Origin of the sequence: Streptomyces sp. NPDC005775 (genome assembly GCF_042871565.1) — a bacterium.
In the GTDB taxonomy this organism is placed as follows: Bacteria; Actinomycetota; Actinomycetes; order Streptomycetales; family Streptomycetaceae; genus Streptomyces.
Genome location: NZ_JBIAIU010000008.1, coordinates 242,800 through 260,894, shown reverse-complemented (window position 1 = coordinate 260,894; position 18,095 = coordinate 242,800). Strand labels below are relative to the sequence as shown.

The 18,095-nt window shown below is 71.1% G+C and carries 15 protein-coding genes; 3 read left to right on the top strand and 12 right to left on the bottom strand.

What is annotated here, in order from left to right:
- Positions 1-203: 203 nt before the first annotated feature.
- From pheA to ACFYPA_RS20500, 7 genes are all read right to left on the bottom strand, one after another.
- A complete protein-coding gene (gene pheA, locus ACFYPA_RS20530) occupies positions 204-1,139 on the bottom strand; it encodes a prephenate dehydratase (RefSeq protein ID WP_359313008.1) in 936 nt (311 codons plus the stop codon).
- Positions 1,140-1,233: 94 nt separating this feature from the next.
- Positions 1,234-2,466 (bottom strand): iron uptake transporter deferrochelatase/peroxidase subunit, encoded by a 1,233-nt coding sequence (gene efeB / locus ACFYPA_RS20525; protein WP_389133454.1) that lies wholly within the window; start codon positions 2,464-2,466, stop codon positions 1,234-1,236.
- A 110-nt stretch (positions 2,467-2,576) separates the two neighbouring features.
- A complete protein-coding gene (locus tag ACFYPA_RS20520; protein ID WP_389133358.1) occupies positions 2,577-4,604 on the bottom strand; it encodes a copper resistance CopC/CopD family protein in 2,028 nt (675 codons plus the stop codon).
- A gap of 14 nt (positions 4,605-4,618) precedes the next feature.
- A complete protein-coding gene (locus ACFYPA_RS20515; protein WP_359082668.1) occupies positions 4,619-5,068 on the bottom strand; it encodes a copper chaperone PCu(A)C in 450 nt (149 codons plus the stop codon).
- Entirely contained in the window at positions 5,065-5,718 is a 654-nt protein-coding gene (locus tag ACFYPA_RS20510; protein ID WP_389133355.1) for an SCO family protein, read from the bottom strand. The genes ACFYPA_RS20515 and ACFYPA_RS20510 overlap by 4 nt, the downstream gene beginning before the upstream one ends.
- Before the next feature lie 50 nt (positions 5,719-5,768).
- Entirely contained in the window at positions 5,769-6,515 is a 747-nt protein-coding gene (locus ACFYPA_RS20505) for a YcnI family protein (RefSeq protein ID WP_359082670.1), read from the bottom strand.
- A gap of 167 nt (positions 6,516-6,682) precedes the next feature.
- A complete protein-coding gene (locus ACFYPA_RS20500) occupies positions 6,683-7,492 on the bottom strand; it encodes a hypothetical protein (protein WP_359313016.1) in 810 nt (269 codons plus the stop codon).
- A gap of 256 nt (positions 7,493-7,748) precedes the next feature.
- On the opposite strand from ACFYPA_RS20500, the gene ACFYPA_RS20495 reads away from it, so the two are divergent.
- Positions 7,749-8,396, top strand: a complete 648-nt coding sequence (locus ACFYPA_RS20495; protein WP_359313019.1) for an ATP-binding protein — start codon at positions 7,749-7,751, stop codon at positions 8,394-8,396.
- 37 nt (positions 8,397-8,433) lie between these two features.
- Here ACFYPA_RS20495 and ACFYPA_RS20490 read toward each other — a convergent pair whose 3' ends face one another.
- Entirely contained in the window at positions 8,434-9,897 is a 1,464-nt protein-coding gene (locus tag ACFYPA_RS20490) for an aminopeptidase P family protein (protein WP_359313022.1), read from the bottom strand.
- A gap of 124 nt (positions 9,898-10,021) precedes the next feature.
- Complete coding sequence (locus tag ACFYPA_RS20485) at positions 10,022-11,368, bottom strand: PP2C family protein-serine/threonine phosphatase (protein ID WP_359313024.1); 1,347 nt, start codon at positions 11,366-11,368, stop codon at positions 10,022-10,024.
- A 624-nt stretch (positions 11,369-11,992) separates the two neighbouring features.
- On the opposite strand from ACFYPA_RS20485, the gene ACFYPA_RS20480 reads away from it, so the two are divergent.
- The gene (locus ACFYPA_RS20480) at positions 11,993-12,709 is read left to right on the top strand and encodes a bifunctional DNA primase/polymerase (protein WP_359313027.1); all 717 of its coding nucleotides are present in this window, start codon (positions 11,993-11,995) and stop codon (positions 12,707-12,709) included.
- 804 nt (positions 12,710-13,513) lie between these two features.
- Here ACFYPA_RS20480 and ACFYPA_RS20475 read toward each other — a convergent pair.
- The 3 genes from ACFYPA_RS20475 to ACFYPA_RS20465 all read right to left on the bottom strand — a co-directional run bounded on the left by ACFYPA_RS20475 (position 13,514) and on the right by ACFYPA_RS20465 (position 16,372).
- Positions 13,514-14,479, bottom strand: coding sequence for a DUF5926 family protein (locus tag ACFYPA_RS20475; protein WP_359313030.1), 966 nt, complete (start codon positions 14,477-14,479; stop codon positions 13,514-13,516).
- 254 nt (positions 14,480-14,733) lie between these two features.
- The gene (locus ACFYPA_RS20470; protein ID WP_359082677.1) at positions 14,734-15,435 is read right to left on the bottom strand and encodes an ATP-binding protein; all 702 of its coding nucleotides are present in this window, start codon (positions 15,433-15,435) and stop codon (positions 14,734-14,736) included.
- Between the two features lie 91 nt (positions 15,436-15,526).
- Positions 15,527-16,372 carry a glycerophosphodiester phosphodiesterase family protein gene (locus ACFYPA_RS20465; protein WP_359313033.1) on the bottom strand — a complete coding sequence of 282 codons (846 nt, stop codon included), beginning with the start codon at positions 16,370-16,372 and terminating at the stop codon, positions 15,527-15,529.
- 190 nt (positions 16,373-16,562) lie between these two features.
- Between ACFYPA_RS20465 and ACFYPA_RS20460 the strand changes: the two genes are divergently transcribed.
- Entirely contained in the window at positions 16,563-18,047 is a 1,485-nt protein-coding gene (locus ACFYPA_RS20460) for a trypsin-like peptidase domain-containing protein (protein WP_359313036.1), read from the top strand.
- Positions 18,048-18,095: the final 48 nt, after the last annotated feature.

Below are 18,095 nucleotides of genomic sequence, written 5' to 3'. Positions count from 1 at the left end.
TTTGTCGACCATGTCGCATTGCGGTGTCGACTTGTCCCCAGGTCGAGCCGTACGCCTGTGGATAACTTTTTTCTGATGACAATCGGCTGATCGCACCGGTTGGGCGGGCGCGGACAGGTGCGGGACAGCAGAGGAAGGCTCAGGACAGGCAGAGGAAGGCTCGGGACAGGCGTCCCTCGTCGGGGCCGATGTGGGCGGGGTGGTCAGGCCCGGCCGTCCTGATTCCGTGCCAGCCAGTCGTAGGCCGCGGTGAACTCGGCGTCCGACGTGCCCGCCCGCAGGGGCCGTACGTCCCCCGGCTCCACACCGGCCCGCGGATAGGAGCCGAGGAACCGTACGTTCGGGCAGATCCGCTTCAGGCCCATCAACGCCTCGCCGACCCGACGGTCGGAGATATGCCCTTCGGCGTCCAGCGCGAAGCAGTAGTTCCCGATCCCCGCACCCGTCGGCCGGGACTGGATCAGCATCAGGTTCACCCCGCGCACCGCGAACTCCTGCAGCAGTTCGAGCAGCGCACCGGGACGGTCGTCCCCGAGCCAGATGACCACGGAGGTCTTGTCCGCACCGGTCGGCGCCGCCGGCCGGGCCGGCCGGCCCACCAGCACGAAGCGGGTCTGGGCGTTCTCCGCGTCGTGGATCTCGGTCACCAGTGGTTCGAGGCCGTAGGTCGCCGCCGCGAACTCCCCGGCGAACGCGGCGTCGTACCGCCCCTCCTGCACGAGCCGGGCCCCGTCCGCGTTGGACGCCGCCGACTCCCATACGGCTTCGGGGAGATGGGCCGCCATCCAGTTCCGCACCTGCGGCTGCGCGGCCGGATGTGCGGTGACCGTCTTGACGTCGGACAGCTTGGTGCCGGGACGTACGAGCAGCGCGAAGGTGATGGAGAGCAGCACTTCGCGGTAGATCATCAGCGGTTCGCCGCTGGTCAGCTGGTCGAGCGTGGTGGTGATGCCGCCCTCGACGGAGTTCTCGATCGGTACGAGCGCCGCGGCCGCCGTGCCGTTGCGCACCGCGTCCAGTGCCGCCGGTACGGAGACCATCGGGACGAGTTCGCGGGTGGCGGCTTCCGGGAGCGTACGGAGGGCGACTTCGGTGAAGGTGCCCTCGGGGCCGAGATAGGCGTAGCGCGTGGCGGACATACCGTCACCCTAATGTGCCGGGTGCCGCTCGGAGGCCTCGTTCCCGGCCCCGCGACGGCTCCCGGCCCCATCCGCCCGGACTGCGGCGGGCGGCTCAGGATTCCAGCAGCCGCTGCCCCACGTACTCACCGGCGGCCGCACCGCCCGGAACCGCGAACAGTCCGCTCGCCTCGTGACGGAGGAACGGTGACAGGGCGTCGCCCCGGTCGAGTTTGCGCTGCACGGTGACGAAGCCGCGCAGCGGATCCGCCTGCCAGCAGATGAACAGCAGCCCGGCGTCCGGTGTGCCGTCCGACGAGATGCCGTCGTGGTACGAGAACGGGCGGCGCAGCATGGCGGCGCCGCTGTTGCGCTCGGGGGAGGAGATGCGGGCGTGGGCGTTGTCGGGGATCAACAGTTTGCCGTCGGGGCCCGCCTTGTCGAGGTCCATCGCGGTGGTCTCGGTGCCGCCGCTGAGCGGGGCGCCGTCCGACTTGCGCCGCCCGATGACCCGTTCCTGATGTTCCACCGGGAGCTTCTCCCAGTCGTCGAGCAGCATTCTGATCCGTCGGACGACCGCGTACGAACCGCCGGCCAGCCACTCGTAGGCGTCATCTCCGCCCGCCGGCACGAAGACGCGCTGGTCGAAGTCGCTGTCGGCCGGCTTCGGGTTGCCGGTGCCGTCGATCTGGCCCATGAGGTTGCGGGCCGTCAACGGCTTCGCGGTGGCGCCGGGGGTGCGGTTGAAGCCGTCCATCTGCCAGCGCACGGTGGCCGTCGAGGCGGCCTCCTTCTGTACGGCCCGCAGCGCGTGAAACGCGACGAGCGCGTCGTCGGCGCCGATCTGCACCCAGAGGTCCCCGTTGGACCGGCCGGCATCGAGGTGATCGGCGGAGAACGGCGGCAGTGCGTCGAGGCCGGGCGGACGGTGATCCGTCAGACCCGTCCGTGCGAAGAAGGTGGCGCCGAAGCCGAAGGTGATGGTCAGTGAGGACGGTCCGGCGTCCAGTGCGATGCCGGTGTCGTGCCCCGTGCCGCCGGTGGTGGGTTCGCCGGCCATCAGCCGCTGGGCCGCGGACGACCAGCGGCGCATCAGGGCCGCCGCCTCCTTGCGTCCGGCCCCGGGGGCCAGGTCGAAGGCGACGAGGTGGCCGCGGGCCTGAAGCGGAGTGGTGATCCCCGGTTGATGTTTCCCGTGAAACATCACCTCGGTGGAGCCGACCGCGGTGAGTGCGGCCGGCGCCTCGTCCCGGGTCGCGGCATATCCGGTTGCGCCGCCGGCCGCCCCGATGACGAGGCCCGTGGCACCGGCCGCTCCGGCGGTGCCGAGCAGCCGCCGCCGGGAGATCCCGCCGGCCGCCGGAGCGGCAGGGGCGTCGCCGCCGCCGCGTTTGCTCCTGCCGCGCGCACTGTTCGACGTGTCAGTGCTGTCTGTGTGGTGTCCGCTCACGATCCTGCTCAGCCGATCTTCACGTTCTTGTCGACGGTGGTCTGGTCGATGTCCGAGGTCCGCACGGTGACCGCGACGTTCCAGTCGCCCGCGATGGGGATCTGGACTCCGGTGGAGGTCCAGTGGCCCTCGGTCAGCCGGACGGGGACGGCCGGCAGGGGCCCGATGTCCTTGGACTTCAGGGTGAAGGCGAGCTTCACCTCGGGGACGTCCATGGCCTTGCCGTCGATGTCGTCGATCCAGAGGTGCACCACGTTGGCTCCGACGTGCCCGGGGTCCAGGTCCATACGGACCGTGCCCTTGCCCTTCGTGCCGCCGGTGTCGAAGGGGAGGGTGAGGTTGACGGGTCCGCTCGCCAGCGGCGCGGCCGCGGGTGCGGTCGAGCGCGCCGCCTCCTCCTCGGTGCGGCCCGGCTCGGTCGAGGTCAGGATGGTGGTCACCGCCAGCAGAACCACCGCGACGCCGACCTCGGCGAGTACGGAGCGGCGCAGGCCTGACCGGTCGGGGTCGGCGTCACGTATCCGCTTCTTCTCCGCGGTTGCCACGGCGACCTGCTGCCGGGCGAGCTGGGCGGCTCGCGCGGGATCCTCGGGGGCGGCCGCGTCCAACGGGGCTGCGCCGGTGCCTTCGGGGGCGGCTCGCGCGGGATCCTCGGGGGCGGCTGTCTCCGCAGTGGATGCGGCGGCGCCCTCCTCCCCTTCGTCCGCAGCCGGTCCGGTGGTCGTCGGGCCGGGCGCGGATGCGTCCGCGCCCCCACCCGTCGCCAGCCGGGCGGTCCACCGGCGCGAGATCCCGGCGATCCCGACGAGGACGGCGACGAGCCCCACCTTCACGAGCAGCAGCTGCCCGTAGCCGGTACCGGTCAGCGCGGACCACGAGCCGACCTGGCGCCAGGACTGGTAGATCCCGGTCGCGGTGAGCACGAGCACGCTGACGAACGCGATCCGCGAGAAGCGCCGGACCGCGGCGGCGGTGATGTCGGGGGTGCGGTACAGCGCGATCAGCAGGGCCGTGAGGCCGCCCAGCCAGGCCGCGACGGCCAGCAGGTGGAGCACGTCGACCGGCATCGCGATGCCCGGCTGGATCCCGGTCGAGGCGTGTTCGGCCAGCGCCCAGGTCCCGGCGATCCCGGCGGCGATGACCCCACCGCCGAGGGCGAGACCGAAGGTGAGGTCCTTCTTCTCGCGTTCGTCCTCGCGCTTCGCGTAAGCCCCGAACAGCACCGCGATGAACAGCGCACTGGCGCCGAGCAACAGCAGCCGGGAGACGAGCGCGGCGCCGGGCTTGGTGTCCAGGACCGCCTTCAGACCGTCGAGGTCGAAGGCGTCGCCGAGCTTCCCGGAACCGGTGTACGGGCTGCGCAGCAGGAGCATCGCGATCGTGGCCGCGGTGAGGGTCGTCCAGCCGCGGACGACGAGGCGCTGCAGCGGCCGGGAGCCCGCCCCGCGCTGCCAGCAGGCCAGCACGAACGCGGCGCCGCCCACGAGCACGATGAAGCCGGCGTACGCGGCGTAGCGGGCGATGCCGTAGAGCGTGCCGACCAGGCCGCCGCCGGCCTCGTTGTCAGGGAGCGCGACGGTGGTCTCGGAGGGCGCGCCGATGGAGAAGGTGAAGGCTCCGGAGACGGGGTGGCTGTCCGCGGAGACGGCCTGCCAGGCGACGGTGTATGTACCGTCCGGCAGTCCGGTGTGCAGGGAGACGCCGTACTTCACGGTGGAGCCGCTGTGCAGATCGCGCGGGGCGTCCTCGGTGTCCGCGCGCTTCCCGGCGGGGTCCAGGACCCGGATGGACCCCTCACCCATGGCAACCTGCTCGGAGAAGGTGAGCGTCACTGCCTCGGGCGCGGTGTCGACCACCGCCCCGTCCTGCGGATCGCTCCCGGTGAGCGCGGCATGCGCCGACGCGGGGCCCGCGACGGCCAGCAGCAGACCGAACACCACGCCGACCAAGGCGGCGAGGAGCCCGGCGACGGCGAGTGGCCGGCGCCGGGCGGATGCGGACGGGGAGGGTCCGAAGGGCGGGGCGGTGGCTGTCATGGTGTGTCAGTCCCTCACTGCTTCTTCGGGTTGTGGGTGGTCTCCTTCACGGGAAGGTCGACCTCGATGGGACCGGCCTTCTCGAAGTGCAGTCGCACGGACACCGTCTCGCCCTGCTTGGGCTGCTGCTTGAGTTTCATGAACATGATGTGGTTTCCACCGCGTTCCAGATCAAGCTCACCGCCCGCGGGTACGTCGAAGGACGAGACCATGCGCATGGCCTGGTTCTTCGTCTCGTGGATCGTGACGTCGTCCGAGAGCGGACTGGTGACCGAGGTGAGCCGGTCGGAGCTGCCGCCGTCGTTCCGTACGACGAGGAAGGCCGCGGCCATGTCGTTGATGGGCTGCGGCATGAACGCGCCCATCACCTTCAGCTCCGGTTCGCCGTCCGAGGAGGAGCACCCCGCCAGCGTCAGACCCGTGGAGAGGGCCAGGACGCCGGCGAGGGTGGTGCGGCGGTTCACGGGTTCTCCCCCTTGACGATCTTGGGGAGGTCCTTGGTGTAGTCCTCGGGCGTGGTGTCCTCGCTGTACAGCACGTACCCCTTGTCGGTCTTCGGGGAGAACGCGATGACCTGCGAGCCGTGCATCGAGACGACCGTGCCGTCCTTCTCCTTCTTCGGTGCGTCGATACCGATGCCGATCTGCCGGGCCCCCGCCTGGATGGTCGGGAAGTCACCGGTGAGGCCGATGAAGGAGGGGTCCTGGGACTTGAGCCACGTTCCCAGTGAGGCCGGGGTGTCCCGCTCCGGGTCCGTGGTGACGAAGACGACCTGGAGCCTGTCCTGATCGGCCTGGGGCAGGGACTTCTTGGCGATCGCGATGTTGCTCATGATGAGCGGGCAGACGTCGGGACAGTTGGTGTAGCCGAAGTAGATGAGCGTCGGCTTGCCCTTGGTCTGCTCGCGCAGGTCGTACTTCTTGCCGTGAGTGTCGGTCAGGACGAGATTCGGCTTCGTGAACGGCTGGTCGAGCACCGTCGCGGCCTGGGTCTTCGCCTCCACCGAGACGTCGGCGATCGGCTTCTTGCTGTCGTTGTCACTGCCGCCGCAGGCGGACAGGGTGAGTGCGGCCGCGGCGACGAGCGCCGCGGCCAGCACAGACTTCTTAACCATGGAGCACTGTTTCCTGATGGGTCGGTGTAACGGGTGGGACTCTGGGGTGATCAGGCGGTACGGCGACGGCCGGCCAGGACTCCGAAGGCGACGCCCGCGACACCGATGACGATGCCGACGATGCCGAGCACGCGGGCCGTGGTGTCACTGGAGGAGGAAGAGGCCGAAGCCGTGGTCTGCTCGTCCTTCGCGTGCTCGGCCGTGGCGTCCTTGTCGGCGGAGTCCGAGCCGGAGGCGGCGGTGGCGCCGTGCGCGTCACCGGTGGCCGCGGTCAGCTTGAGGACCGGGGCGGGGCTCTCGGGCTCCTCCGCGCCGTCCTTCTGCTCCTCGATCCAGCGCACGACCTCCTTGTTGTCGTACGTCTGGACGGCCTTGAAGACCAGCTGGTCGGCGTCCTCCGGGAGCTGCCCGACCGAGAGCGGGAACTGCTGGAAGCGGCCGGGCTCGATCTTGCTGCCGGCCGCGGTCCAGGTGACCTTGGAGACGGCCTCGTTGATCTTCTTGCCGTGCATGTCCAGCGGCTTGGCCAGCTTGCTCGTGGTGACCTTGATGTCCCAGCCGGGCACGGGCTGCGGCATGACGGACGCCAGCGGGTGGTCGGTCGGGAAGTTGACTTCGAGCTTCGTCGTCGACGCGTTGTCGCGCTCGTTGGGGACCTTGAAGTTGATGACGGCGTAACCGCCCTTGGCGGCCTCGCCCTGGGGCTGGACGCTGACGTGGGCGGAGGCCGTACCGGCGAGGATCAGCACGGTGGACGCGGCGACGCCGGCGGCGAGGGCGATGCGGGAAACGTTCATGTCAGGGATCACTCCACAGATGCACGAAGGAAGGTGCTCCGCCGCGCGGGTGCGCGACGGGACCGCGACACCTCCTCCTCACGAGTGGCTGCGCGCCAAGGACCCGTACCGGCACCGCTGGGGTGCGTGGCTTGGGTCGCGCGGGCAGTCGTGTGGAGGGTGTCGCGTCAGGCTGCGAGGGTGAATACGGGAGGCGGCCCGCGCCTGATCACCATGTGCTGCAAGGGATCCCCGGTCGCGGGCGCCGGCGCGTCCACGGCGGTACGGGGGATGCGCGGCCCGGCCGTCGGCCCGCCGGGGAGGCCGGCGCGCAGCGCGGCCACGAGGACGAGCGCGGCCCGCAACGCCCGCAGCCGGGCCCCGGCCGCCACCTGCTGGGCGCCGTGCAGCGACAGCCGGGCGAGGCGGAACAGGGCCACCTCGCCGCGTCGCAGCAGCCAGCCGGCGGCCAGCGCGGCCAGCAGGTGGCCGAGGACCATGGGAAGGTCCGGCAGCATCCCGGCAAGGCCTGCCGTGCCGTCGGAGGGGGCAGCCGCCAGGTGCTGATGGGCCTGTCCGGTCACCGTCGCCGGGTCGACGCCCGCGGTGGTGACGATGCGGTGGGCGTCGGCCGCGTTCAGCCGGTCGGGCCCGGCGCCGCAGACGAGGTGCGCCGCGAAGCGGATCAGCGCGTCCTCACCGGCCGGGCCCCGGGGCGAGGCGGAGGCGGTGTGCGTGCCCACGCCGAAGAGTGTGTGCAGGACGAGCTGTCCACCGGCCAGGGCGGCCGCGATGGACGGCAGCGAGCGCTCGCGTCCGGCGAGGGGAACCGCCACGGCGAGGATCCCGAGGAATCCCGCGAGCAGGGTCCACCAGGGAACGGTCGCGCAGGCGGCCAGCGCGTGCCCGGCTGCGGACAACGCGACGCAGACCGCGGCGAACACCGCGGCCCTCAGCAGCCGCATACCGGCTCCGGCGCGTCCCACAGACGTAGTCATGGCCGAGACATCATCCCACTGCGCCCCCCGTCTCCGTACGGCAGGTCCGGAAGGTCGTCTTCCGCCCGAATGGGTGGGAGCGGGGGCGTTCGAACCGGTTACCGGTGGGGCAGAACGGCTCTGTGAGCAGGGGATGCACAGGTGCGGTGAGCGAGGGAATCCGCCGAATGAGCGGTCTCACACGCCGTCCGTGCTTACAAACGGCCTCGGGCGGCAATACGTATCGGTAGTCGAGCCGCAGCCAGGAGGCTGGAGCATGAGCATCTGGTGGTCACTCCACTTGCGGCGCGAAGCTGCGAGCGTTCCGCTCGCCCGTCGGTTCCTGCTCGGCACGATGGAATCCGCGGGCGTGGACCCGGACATCTCCTTCGACCTGTCCCTCGCCCTGAGCGAGGCCTGTGCCAACGCCGTCGAGCACGGCGGGGCCCTTGGCGGTCCGGGCGATGCCACGGAGAACCGGGACGCCTGGGAGGAGCCGTCCGGCGCTGCCTGTGGGCAGTACCGGGTCACCGCGTATCTGGACGGCGAGAAATGCCGTATCGAAGTCGCCGATTCCGGACCGGGCTTCCCCGCCAGGCGCGTACTTCGCACCGCCGCACAGCAGCACGAGCCAGAGCAGTCGTACGAGTTCGATCAGCAGTCGAACGAATCCGGGCAGCAGTCGTACGAGTCCGGGCCGCCGTACGAACCCAAGCAGCAGCAGTACGACACCAAGCAGCAGCAGTACCCACCGCAGTACGCCGAACTCCCGTCGCTCACCGCCGAGGACGGGCGAGGGCTCTGCCTCATCGAGCAGCTCGCCGATCACGTCCACTTCGGCAACCGGCCGGGGCGCGGCGGCGCGGTGGTGCGCTTCGACAAGATCCTTAAATGGCGGGAGGGCGCCCTGCTCATGGTGTCCTGAGTAGGGCGCCCTCCGGCGCGTGGGACGGGGCGGACGGTCAGCCCTTGAGCCGGGCCATCCACGCCTCGACCTCGTCGGCCTGCCGCGGCAGCTTGTCCGAGAGGTTCCGGTTGCCGTCCTCGGTGACGAGGATGTCGTCCTCGATCCGGACGCCGATGCCGCGGTACTCCTCGGGAACGGTCAGGTCGTCGGCCTGGAAGTAGAGACCGGGCTCCACGGTGAGGCACACACCGGGCTCCAGCGTTCCGTCGACGTACGACTCCGTGCGCGCGGCGGCGCAGTCGTGGACGTCCATGCCGAGCATGTGCCCGGTGCCGTGCAGCGTCCAGCGGCGCTGCAGCCCCAGCTCCAGCACCTCGTCCACGGTCCGGTCACCGAACAGACCCCACGCGACGAGCTTCTCGGTGAGCACGCGCTGCGCGGCGTCGTGGAAGTCGCGGAAGCCGGCGCCGGGCTTCACCGCGGCGATGCCGGCTTCCTGCGCCTCGTACACCGCGTCGTAGACCTTCCGCTGCAGCGGCGTGAACGTGCCGTTGATGGGAAGCGTGCGGGTCACGTCGGCGGTGTAGAGGTCGTTGGTCTCCACGCCGGCGTCGAGCAGCAGCAGTTCGCCGGAGCGCACCGCGCCGTCGTTGCGCACCCAGTGCAGGGTGGTGGCGTGCGGGCCGGCGGCGCAGATCGAGCCGTAGCCGATGTCGTTGCCCTCGATGCGGGCGCGGAGGAAGAACGTTCCCTCGATGTAGCGCTCGCTCGTCGCCTCGGCCTTGTCGAGGACCTTGACGACGTCCTCGAAGCCCCGCGCGGTGATGTCGCAGGCCTTCGCCAGCTCGGCGATCTCGAAGGCGTCCTTGACCAGGCGTGCCTCGGAGAGGAAGACGCGCAGCTCCTCGTCGCGCTCCGCGGTGACCTTGTCGGTGAGCGCGGCCTCGATGCCGGCGTCGTGCCCGCGGACGTTGCGGACCGGGCCGGTGGCCTCGGTCAGTGCGGCGGGCAGCTCGCGGACGTCCTTGGCCGGGATGCCGAGCAGCGTCTCCGCCTCGGTCAGGGAGTGCCGGCGGCCGACCCACAGCTCGCCCTGGCCGTCGAGCCAGAACTCGCCGTTCTCCCGGTCGGAGCGCGGCAGCAGGTAGACGGTCGCCTCGTGGCCCTCGTCCTTCGGCTCCAGGACGAGAACGCCGTCCTGGGTCTGGTCGCCGGTGAGGTACGCGTACTCGGTGGAGGCGCGGAAGGCGTACTCGGTGTCGTTCGACCGGGTCTTCAGCCGGCCGGCCGGGATGACCAGCCGCTCGCCGGGAAAGCGCGCGGACAGTGCGGCGCGGCGGTCGGCGGTGTGCCCGGCCTGGGCGATCGGCTCCAGGCCGTGCAGCTCGGTGTCGGCCCAACCGGACTTCATGCTCGCGGCGAGCTCATCGGAGACGCCCGGGTACAGGCCGTTCTTCCGCTGCTTGACCGGCTCTGTCTCTTCGGTCTCCGGGTTCTCCGGGGTGAGCTCCTCAGACACGACTTGTCTCTCCTTGGTACGACACTGGGCCCCCTCCATCGTACGGGCGTACGGAAGGGGGCCCAGGGCCGGAAGACCTCTTACACAGGGTGGCCCGCCGCTACCGGCGGGTGCGGGGTGCGGCTCAGTCGAAGCGTGCGGCGAGCAGGACCACGTCCTCGGTGTCGGCGCCCCGGTCGATCCCGTCCGGCAGCACGGTGCGCACCACGTGGTCGGCGACCGACCCGGCGTCGTGGCGCAGCGCCTTCGGGACGCTCGCCGCCGCCGAGTGGAGCCGCGCGAACGCCCGGTCCATCGAGTCACCGGCGCGGCGCAGCAGACCGTCGGTGTACAGCAGGACCGTCTCGCCCGGAGCCGGGACGATCTCCACGCTCGGCGCCTCCCAGCAGGCCAGCATGCCCAGTGGGGCGGACAGGGTGGTTTCGACGAACTCGGTGCGCCGGTCGCCGACGATCAGCGGCGGGGTGTGCCCGGCGCCGGCCAGCAGGATCTTGCGACGGGCGGGCTCGCAGTAGGCGAAGAGCGCGGTCGCGGAACGGGCCGGCTCCGTCAGCCGCATCAGGAGTTCGAGATCGGAGAGCACGGCGACCGGGTCCTCGCCCTCCATCACCGCGTACGCCCGCAGGCCCGCGCGCAGCCGCCCCATGGCGGCCAGGGCGCTGGGCCCGGAGCCGCCGACCGAGCCCACGGCGAGACCGAGTGCTCCCTCCGGCAGGGCCAGCGCGTCGTACCAGTCGCTGCCGCCCTGCGGCGCGGCGTGATGGCGTACGGCCAGTTGTACGCCGGGGACGCGGGGCAGCCGGCTGGGCAGGAGCTCCTCGGCGATGGTGGCGACATCGGTCCTGGCACGCTCCAGTTCCAGCAGCCGGGCCAGGTGCTCGGAGGCGTACCCGGCGTAGAGCCCGATGAGATGGCGCTGGCGCTCCAGCGGCTCGGCGGGTTCGTCGTAGAGCCAGACCGCGGCCGCGAGCCGTCCGGTCCGCTCGGTGGTGATCGGCAGTGCGTAGCTGGCGGCGTAGCCCAGGCGGGCGGCGACCTCACGCCTGCGGGGGTCCAGGCTGGTGTCGCCGAGCAGATCGGGGGTGGTCAGCGGGCCGTCGGCGTTCGGCAGGCCCTCCAGGATGCGGCCGTAGGAGGTGGCACTCCGCGGCACCGTCTCGATCTGGCCGAGCTCCGCGTGGGCCAGTCCGAGACCGATGGTGCTGACGGGGCCCCGCAGGTCGGACGGTTCGAAGACGATCAGTCCGCGACGGGCGCCGACCAGCGCGGCCCCGGCGTCGAGCAGTTCGTGCAGGGCGTCGTCGAGGGTGCTGGTTCTGGCCAGCCGCTCGGTGAGCTCGTGCAGTGTGGTGAGGTCGGAGACCCAGCCCGCGAGGCGGTCCTGGATGAAGGCTCCGGGCGCGGCCGGTACCTCGGCGAGAGGCCCGGCAGTGTGCGCCGAAACCGGAACTGTGGGATCGATTCCAGCCACTTTCGGCAGGTGTGGGGCGCTCATGGTCGCCGGCTTTCCGACTGGATTGTTTCGTCGAATAGCATCGCAAACCCCCATGTCATTCTGCGCCGCTATCAGTGCATCCACATGTACACGCACAAGTAAGGCGATGTCCAGCATTGTCCCCACGGGATTTATGGTGTCCATGGGGCGAGTAACTTGGCCAAAAAATGCACCCTGCGGAACCCATTCGCGGTCGACTGGGTCTGCTCGACCGGGGGTTGCCCTCGGGCGAAGTCCCATGGGGAGCGTCATTCCGGGCATGCTGGGTACGTGAATCCGTAGATGGACCAGGGGTGGCTCCGACCGTCCCCGGAACCTGGCAGCGGGCCCGGACGTCCTCACCTGTGACGGCCACGCCCCACCCCCGAGTGGCGAGGTCGAACGACGGACGGCAGGCGCGGTACGCGCCCTGCACCTCGACACGTACTCGACTGGAACCGGCTCGATTCGGATCGGCACAGCTCACGCTCGGTACCGACGATCAACCCGTACCGCAGGTTTCAACGGGCATGTACACACAGTGAAGATCCGCACACGTGTTGTGACGCGCGCGTGGTGTGATGTGGACCCTCGGCGTTCAACGGAAAGGAACGAGCGCTCATGCGCGAGATCCTCGGAAGGCGACGCAGGCTCCGGTTCGGGCGCAGGGGCGGGACCGCCCGGCTCGACGCGGCCCTGACCTGCGCCACCGCCTGGCAGTGGCCCGTTCTCCCGGGGGCGGGCCTCCGGGTGGCCGGAGGCGGTGATGAGCGCGGCTGCGCCTGCCCCGACCCCGAGTGTGCGGTGCCTGGCGCACACCCCTTCGAGCCCGGGCTGCTCGCCGCGACCACCGACGCCCGGATGGTGCGCTGGTGGTGGACGAACCGGCCCACCGCACCGGTCCTGCTGGCCACGGGAGGGCGGGCGCCGTGCGCCCTGAGCCTGCCGGCCGTGGCGGGTGCCCGCGCACTGGCCGAGCTCGACCGGATGGGCATGCGGCTGGGCCCGGTGGTGGCGACCCCGACCCGGTGGTCGCTGCTCGTCGCTCCGTACACCCTCGAACGGCTCGGTGAACTGCTGCACGCCCAGGACTGGGTGCCCAGCTCGCTGCGATTCCACGGCGAGGGCGGCTATCTCGTCCTTCCGCCGTCCGAGATCGGCACGGGCCCGGTGCGCTGGGAGCGGGCGCCGGAGCGGAACACCCGGCCGGGCGCCGGTGGCGGAGCGCCGGTCCCGGCAGTGGCGTCGCCGTGGCTGCCGGACGTGGGGGCGGTTCTGGACGCGCTGGTCGAGGCGAGCAACAGCGCCCCGGACGGCGGAAGCCGGCTCGCGTACTGACGGGCGGACCGCCGGCCGGTGGGCTCGCCGGCCGGCCGGTGGGCGTGCGGGGGCTGTGGTGTCCGCCTCGCAGGACGAGGCGCTGTCCGCCTCACCGGGCGTTCGGTGGGCCGCTTCCGCTCTTGATCCGTATCTGTTCTCTTCGGGCCGCCTTCATTACCGAGCGCTGCCGGATTCCTCTCGGATTCCTGTCGTATCACTTCCGAGTGAGGTGATCGGTGGGGGGCGTTTCAGTCATTTCCTGGGGCCCGTTTCAGTCATGCAAAGTCTGCCGATGCAAAGCCCGCCGGTGGTCGACTTTCTGACGCGCTTTCCGGAAACCGTTCGAACCGTCTTCGAAGATCTCTTCGGGCGCTGCTTCGCGACGTAATCGAGGAAGGGGCCGGCCGGTGACTTCTGTCCGATACCGAGCGGTCCGGTGGGCGTGGGCGCCGTGGTCGGAGCCGCGTTCAACGGGACTGTGTGGGCAGCGGGTTGACGCCGGGCCACCGTTGCAGTCGTCTCAAGGCGTCGGAAGGCCGCAAGGACGAGGCGGGGCGGGCGGGGTTCCGAGGGGCGCGGCCCGGGTCCTGCGCAGGGGCTGTGCGCGGTGTGCGCGCCGTATCGCGCGCTGGGGTGAGCCGTGCCCGGACATGAGGATGCCCGATCGCTGGCGACGGGGGATGCACCAGCGACCGGGCTTCTAGAACGGTAACAAGAGATCTGCCGTTCGCAAATTCGATCTCGCGTATTCGGACAGCGATTTACCTGTCAGTACGGCGAGTTGTGACGGGCGTCACCGTACGGTCCGGGTGATGGTCACTGTCAGCTGAGGGTCACTTGGCGGTTGGTGAGCCCGCCACGTGCCCGGCGCTCCTCGGTGGTGAGCGGCGCGTCCGACGCGAGCGCGGTCGCGAGCCGCTCCGCGAACGCCACGGCGGGCTTCTCGCACTCGTCGGCGCCCATCGTGGTCGGCAGGTCCCAGACCGGGACCATCAGGCCGTGCGCACGGAAGGAGCCGACCAGCCTGGTCCCCTCGCCGAGTGACGAGGTACCGGCCGCGTGCAGCCGGGCGAGCGCGTCGAGGAGCCGCTCCTCTGGGTGCGGCATGACCCAGCGCAGGTGGTTCTTCTCGGGGGTCTCGCACCAGTAGGCGGCATCCACCCCGGCGAGCAGGACGGTCGGGAGCGCCGCGGCGTTGGCGCGCTCCAGGGAAGCGGAGACCTCCGCCGTGGCGTTCTCCGCGTCCGGCACCCAGAACTCGAAGCCCGAGTGAACGACGGGCTCGAACGGAGCCTCGGCGTCCAGGAGGTCCTGGAGCCGCGGCCCTTCGGCCGGTACGCGCCGGGCGGCGACGGGCGAGCCGGGCTCGGCCTCCAGCGCGCGCTGGAGCGTGTCGGCGAGGTCGCGGCCGAGGTCGCCGGAAGAGGTGTCGTTCTGCAGCGCGAGCAGGACCGAACCGTCGTCGCGGCGGAGAGCGGGCCACGCCATCGGGAGGACGGTCGCGAGCGTCACCGACGGCACGCCCTCGGGCAGTCCGCCCTTCAGCGTCAGTTCGACCGTGGCGGCGGGCACCAGCTCGCGCAGCGCGACCCAGTCGCATTCGCCGGCCAGCCCCTCGAAGGGGCGCTGGACGAGTTCGACCACGGCCTGGGCGGCGGCGCGGCCGTGGCAGGCCTTGTAACGGCGGCCCGAACCGCACGGGCAGGGCTCGCGAGCCCCGACCACCGGGATCTCGCGGTCGTCGAGCTGCTGCTTCCCGGCCTTGGTCTGAGGGCGCTTCTTCGCCATGGTGGGCTTTCTCCCGATTGCGACAGTGCGGTCTGGGCCGCGAGCCTAGCCGCCCCTGCACTTTCCGGGGGCACAGGCGGCACGGCGGGAAGCTTCCCAGGAGCCGCGCTGCCAGCAGTCAGCACTCCCCGGCAGTCAGCTCTCCCCGGCAGCACAGCGCTCCCCGGTAGTCGGCACTCTCGGCGGGCAGCTTCCTCGGCGCGGCTTGCCCGGGGCAGCACTCCCCGCGCGGGCGACCGCACTGTGCGGTCGGCTCAGCCCGCGTCGTCGAAGGCGTCGGCGAAGTCCAGCCCGTCGAGGCCCGCCGCACCCGCCAGTCCCGCGCAGCCACCCGGCAGCCCCGCCACTTCGGGGCCACCACCCGGCAGCCCCGCCACACCGCGAGCCCGTCCGTTGCCCCGTGCGTCAGGCCGTTCACCGGGACGGCCGTGCCCCTCGTTGACCAGGACCCAGACCGTGACCTCGCCGGACGAGTCGTCACGTACGCCCCACTCCTCGGCGAGGGCGCTGATGATGTTGAGCCCCCGACCGCCACGGGCGGTCACCGAGGGAGTGGCAGGAACCGGCCTGGTCGGGCCGCCTCCGTCCGTCACCTCGACGGTCAGTCCACCTGTTCTGTCGACGCGCCAGGCGGCGCGCACGTCGCCGTCCCCCACATCGGTGTGCCGGCCCAGTGGCCTGCCGTGCCGACAGGCATTGCTGAGCAGTTCGGAAAGGATCAATACAGCATCGTCGACGACCGCGTCCGACACCCCGTGGCTGCGCAACTGCTCACGCATCCGGTGTCGCGCCTGACCCACGCCCGCAGGGCCATGGGGAACGGCCATGCTCGACGACGTGGGCACTTCCTGTGCCACCACCAACGCCACCCCCGAGACCTCCTTTGCCCCACGCCACGGGTTGGATGCCCCCCTGGACTCGACCGGAAACCGGCCAATGGCCTGCGAGTGACGCACTCGTGACGATCGAGTACGCGCCGAATGCGCCGGTGTACTCCCTGTGATCGACCGTGAGAGGGGTCACGCACCCGTCGTGGACGGACCGGACCTAACCCCGCCCCAGCTGCGCCAGAACCTGTTTCGGGCGGTTCGTGATGATCGCCTCGACTCCCAGCCGGACGCAGAGCTCGACGTCGCCCGGCTCGTTGACCGTCCAGACGTGGGCCCGGTGACCGGCGCGGTGGAGGCGTTCGATGTACCCGGGGTGGCTGCGTACGATCCGCATCCCCGGCCCCGCGACCAGGGCACCGGCCGGCAGCCGCCCGTCGCGCAGCCGCGGCGAGACGAACTGCATCAGGTAGACGGTGGGCAGCTCCGGCGCGGCGTCCTGGATGCGATGGAGCGAGCGGGCCGAGAAGCTCATGACGCGGACCGGTGAGGGAGCGTCGGACGGCGGCACGTCGAGCTCGAAGCGCTTGAGCAGGTGCAGCAGCCGCTCCTCGACCTGGCCCGCCCAGCGCGTCGGGTGCTTGGTCTCGATGGCCAGCTGCAGAGGGCGTCCGGCGGCCCGCGTCTCGACGAGGAGCTCGAGGAGCCGTTCCAGGGTGAGTACGGAGGTGAGCTCGCCCGGCACCGGGTCCCAGTCCGGGGACTCCGCCTCCTCACGGTCCTTCCACGAGCCGAAGTCGAGGGCCGCGAGCTCGTTGAGCTCCAGGGCGGAGACGGCGCCGCGGCCGTTCGAGGTGCGGTTCACCCGGCGGTCGTGTACGCATACGAGATGGCCGTCAGCCGTGAGCCGTACGTCGCATTCGAGGGCGTCGGCGCCGTCCTCGATCGCCTTCCGGTACGCGGCCAGGGTGTGCTCGGGGGCGTCGTCGGACGCGCCCCGGTGCGCGATGACCTGGATGGGATGCTGGCTGGGGCGCTGCTGCCGTGCTTGGGTCACCCGCATCATGGTGTCACCGGGAGACCATGGACGCGCGCACCTTGGGGCGCGAGACCGTTTTGTCCGGTGTAAAGGCCCGTGCGCAGATGCACAGGTCCTGCTTACAGTGGCCTGACGTGCTGTGGGAAAAGCTGACTCCAGACACGTACACAGCGGATCTCTTGCCGAATCATGATGTGGAACCGAGGAGTAAAGAGCTGTGAGCACAGAGAACGAGGGCAACGAGGGCAACGCCGCCGAGGCCGGCCCGTCCGTTCCGTCCGCACCTCCAGTGCCGGCCGACGCTCCCCAGAAACTCCCTGAGAGCGCGCCCGCCGCCCCGTCGTACCCGGACGCGACGGCCACACAGCAGCAGCCGGCCTCTCCCGCCCAGGACCCGGCGACCACCCCCATGGCCCCGGTCCCGGCGGCCGCGCCGCAGTACGCGCCGCCGCCCCCGCCGCAGCCCGCCGCGGACGCCGGCTGGCCCCCGCCCCCGCCTGCTGTCCCGGCGTACGCCCACGGGGCGCACGGCGGTGGCCCGGCGTGGGGCCCGCCCGGCCAGATCCAGACACCCGACGCGCCGCGCAAGCGAGGTGCGGGCGGCCTGGTGGCCGCGGTGGTCGTGGCGGCGCTGGTCGCGGGCGGCGTCGGTGGAGCCCTCGGCTTCTGGGCCGCCGACAACAACGACTCGGGTTCGTCCGGTTCGACCACGGTCGCCGCGTCGGGCACCCCCCAGGACCTCAAGCGCGACCCGGGCACGGTCGCGGGCGTCGCGGCCAAGGCGCTCCCCAGCGTGGTCACGATCGACGCGCAGGGCGGTGACGGCGAGGGCGGCACGGGCACCGGTTTCGTGTACGACAAGGAAGGCCACATCCTCACGAACAACCACGTGGTGGCCTCCGCGGCGGACAACGGCCAGCTCACGGCGACGTTCTCCAACGGCAAGAAGTACGACGCCGAGGTGGTCGGCCGGGCCCAGGGCTACGACGTGGCGGTCCTGAAGCTCAAGAACCCGCCGCAGGGGCTCACCCCGCTGCCTCTGGGCAATTCGGACCAGGTCGCGGTGGGCGATTCCACGATCGCGATCGGCGCCCCGTTCGGCCTGTCCAACACGGTCACCACGGGCATCATCAGCGCCAAGAACCGACCGGTCGCGTCCGGCGACGGATCGGGCGGCAGCAACTCGTACATGAGCGCGCTGCAGACCGACGCCTCGATCAACCCGGGCAACTCGGGCGGTCCGCTGCTCAGCGCCAACGGCGCGGTCATCGGTATCAACTCGGCGATCCAGTCCGCCGGAAGCAGCGGCCAGAGCCAGGCCGGCTCCATCGGCCTCGGCTTCGCGATCCCGATCAACCAGGCGAAGAACGTCGCCCAGCAGCTGATCAAGACCGGCCAGCCGGTCTACCCGGTCATCGGCGCCACGGTGACGATGGACGAGAAGACCGGCGGCGCCGTCATCTCGGACCAGGGCGCGAGCGGCACGGAAGCGGTCACGAAGGACGGCCCCGCCGCCCGGGCCGGTCTGAAGGCGGGCGACGTGATCACGAAGTTCAACGACACCGTCGTCGACAGCGGCCCGACCCTGATCGGCGAGATCTGGACCCACAAGCCGGGCGACAAGGTCGAGCTGACCTACAAGCGCGACGGCAAGACGTCCACGGTGGAAGTCACCCTGGGCGAGCGCAAGGGCGACAGCTGACCGGCTAGGCTGTCCCCCGCGCCGACACCGGTCTCACCGGCGGTCGGT

Coding starts and splice junctions, on each gene's coding strand:
- ACFYPA_RS20480 (WP_359313027.1), top strand. CDS start 11,993: ATGCGCGAGATCCTCGGAAGGCGACGCAGGCTCCGGTTCGGGCGCAGG.
- ACFYPA_RS20475 (WP_359313030.1), bottom strand. CDS start 14,479: ATGGCGAAGAAGCGCCCTCAGACCAAGGCCGGGAAGCAGCAGCTCGAC.
- ACFYPA_RS20500 (WP_359313016.1), bottom strand. CDS start 7,492: ATGACTACGTCTGTGGGACGCGCCGGAGCCGGTATGCGGCTGCTGAGG.
- ACFYPA_RS20505 (WP_359082670.1), bottom strand. CDS start 6,515: ATGAACGTTTCCCGCATCGCCCTCGCCGCCGGCGTCGCCGCGTCCACC.
- ACFYPA_RS20510 (WP_389133355.1), bottom strand. CDS start 5,718: ATGGTTAAGAAGTCTGTGCTGGCCGCGGCGCTCGTCGCCGCGGCCGCA.
- pheA (WP_359313008.1), bottom strand. CDS start 1,139: ATGTCCGCCACGCGCTACGCCTATCTCGGCCCCGAGGGCACCTTCACC.
- ACFYPA_RS20465 (WP_359313033.1), bottom strand. CDS start 16,372: ATGATGCGGGTGACCCAAGCACGGCAGCAGCGCCCCAGCCAGCATCCC.
- ACFYPA_RS20495 (WP_359313019.1), top strand. CDS start 7,749: ATGAGCATCTGGTGGTCACTCCACTTGCGGCGCGAAGCTGCGAGCGTT.
- ACFYPA_RS20520 (WP_389133358.1), bottom strand. CDS start 4,604: ATGACAGCCACCGCCCCGCCCTTCGGACCCTCCCCGTCCGCATCCGCC.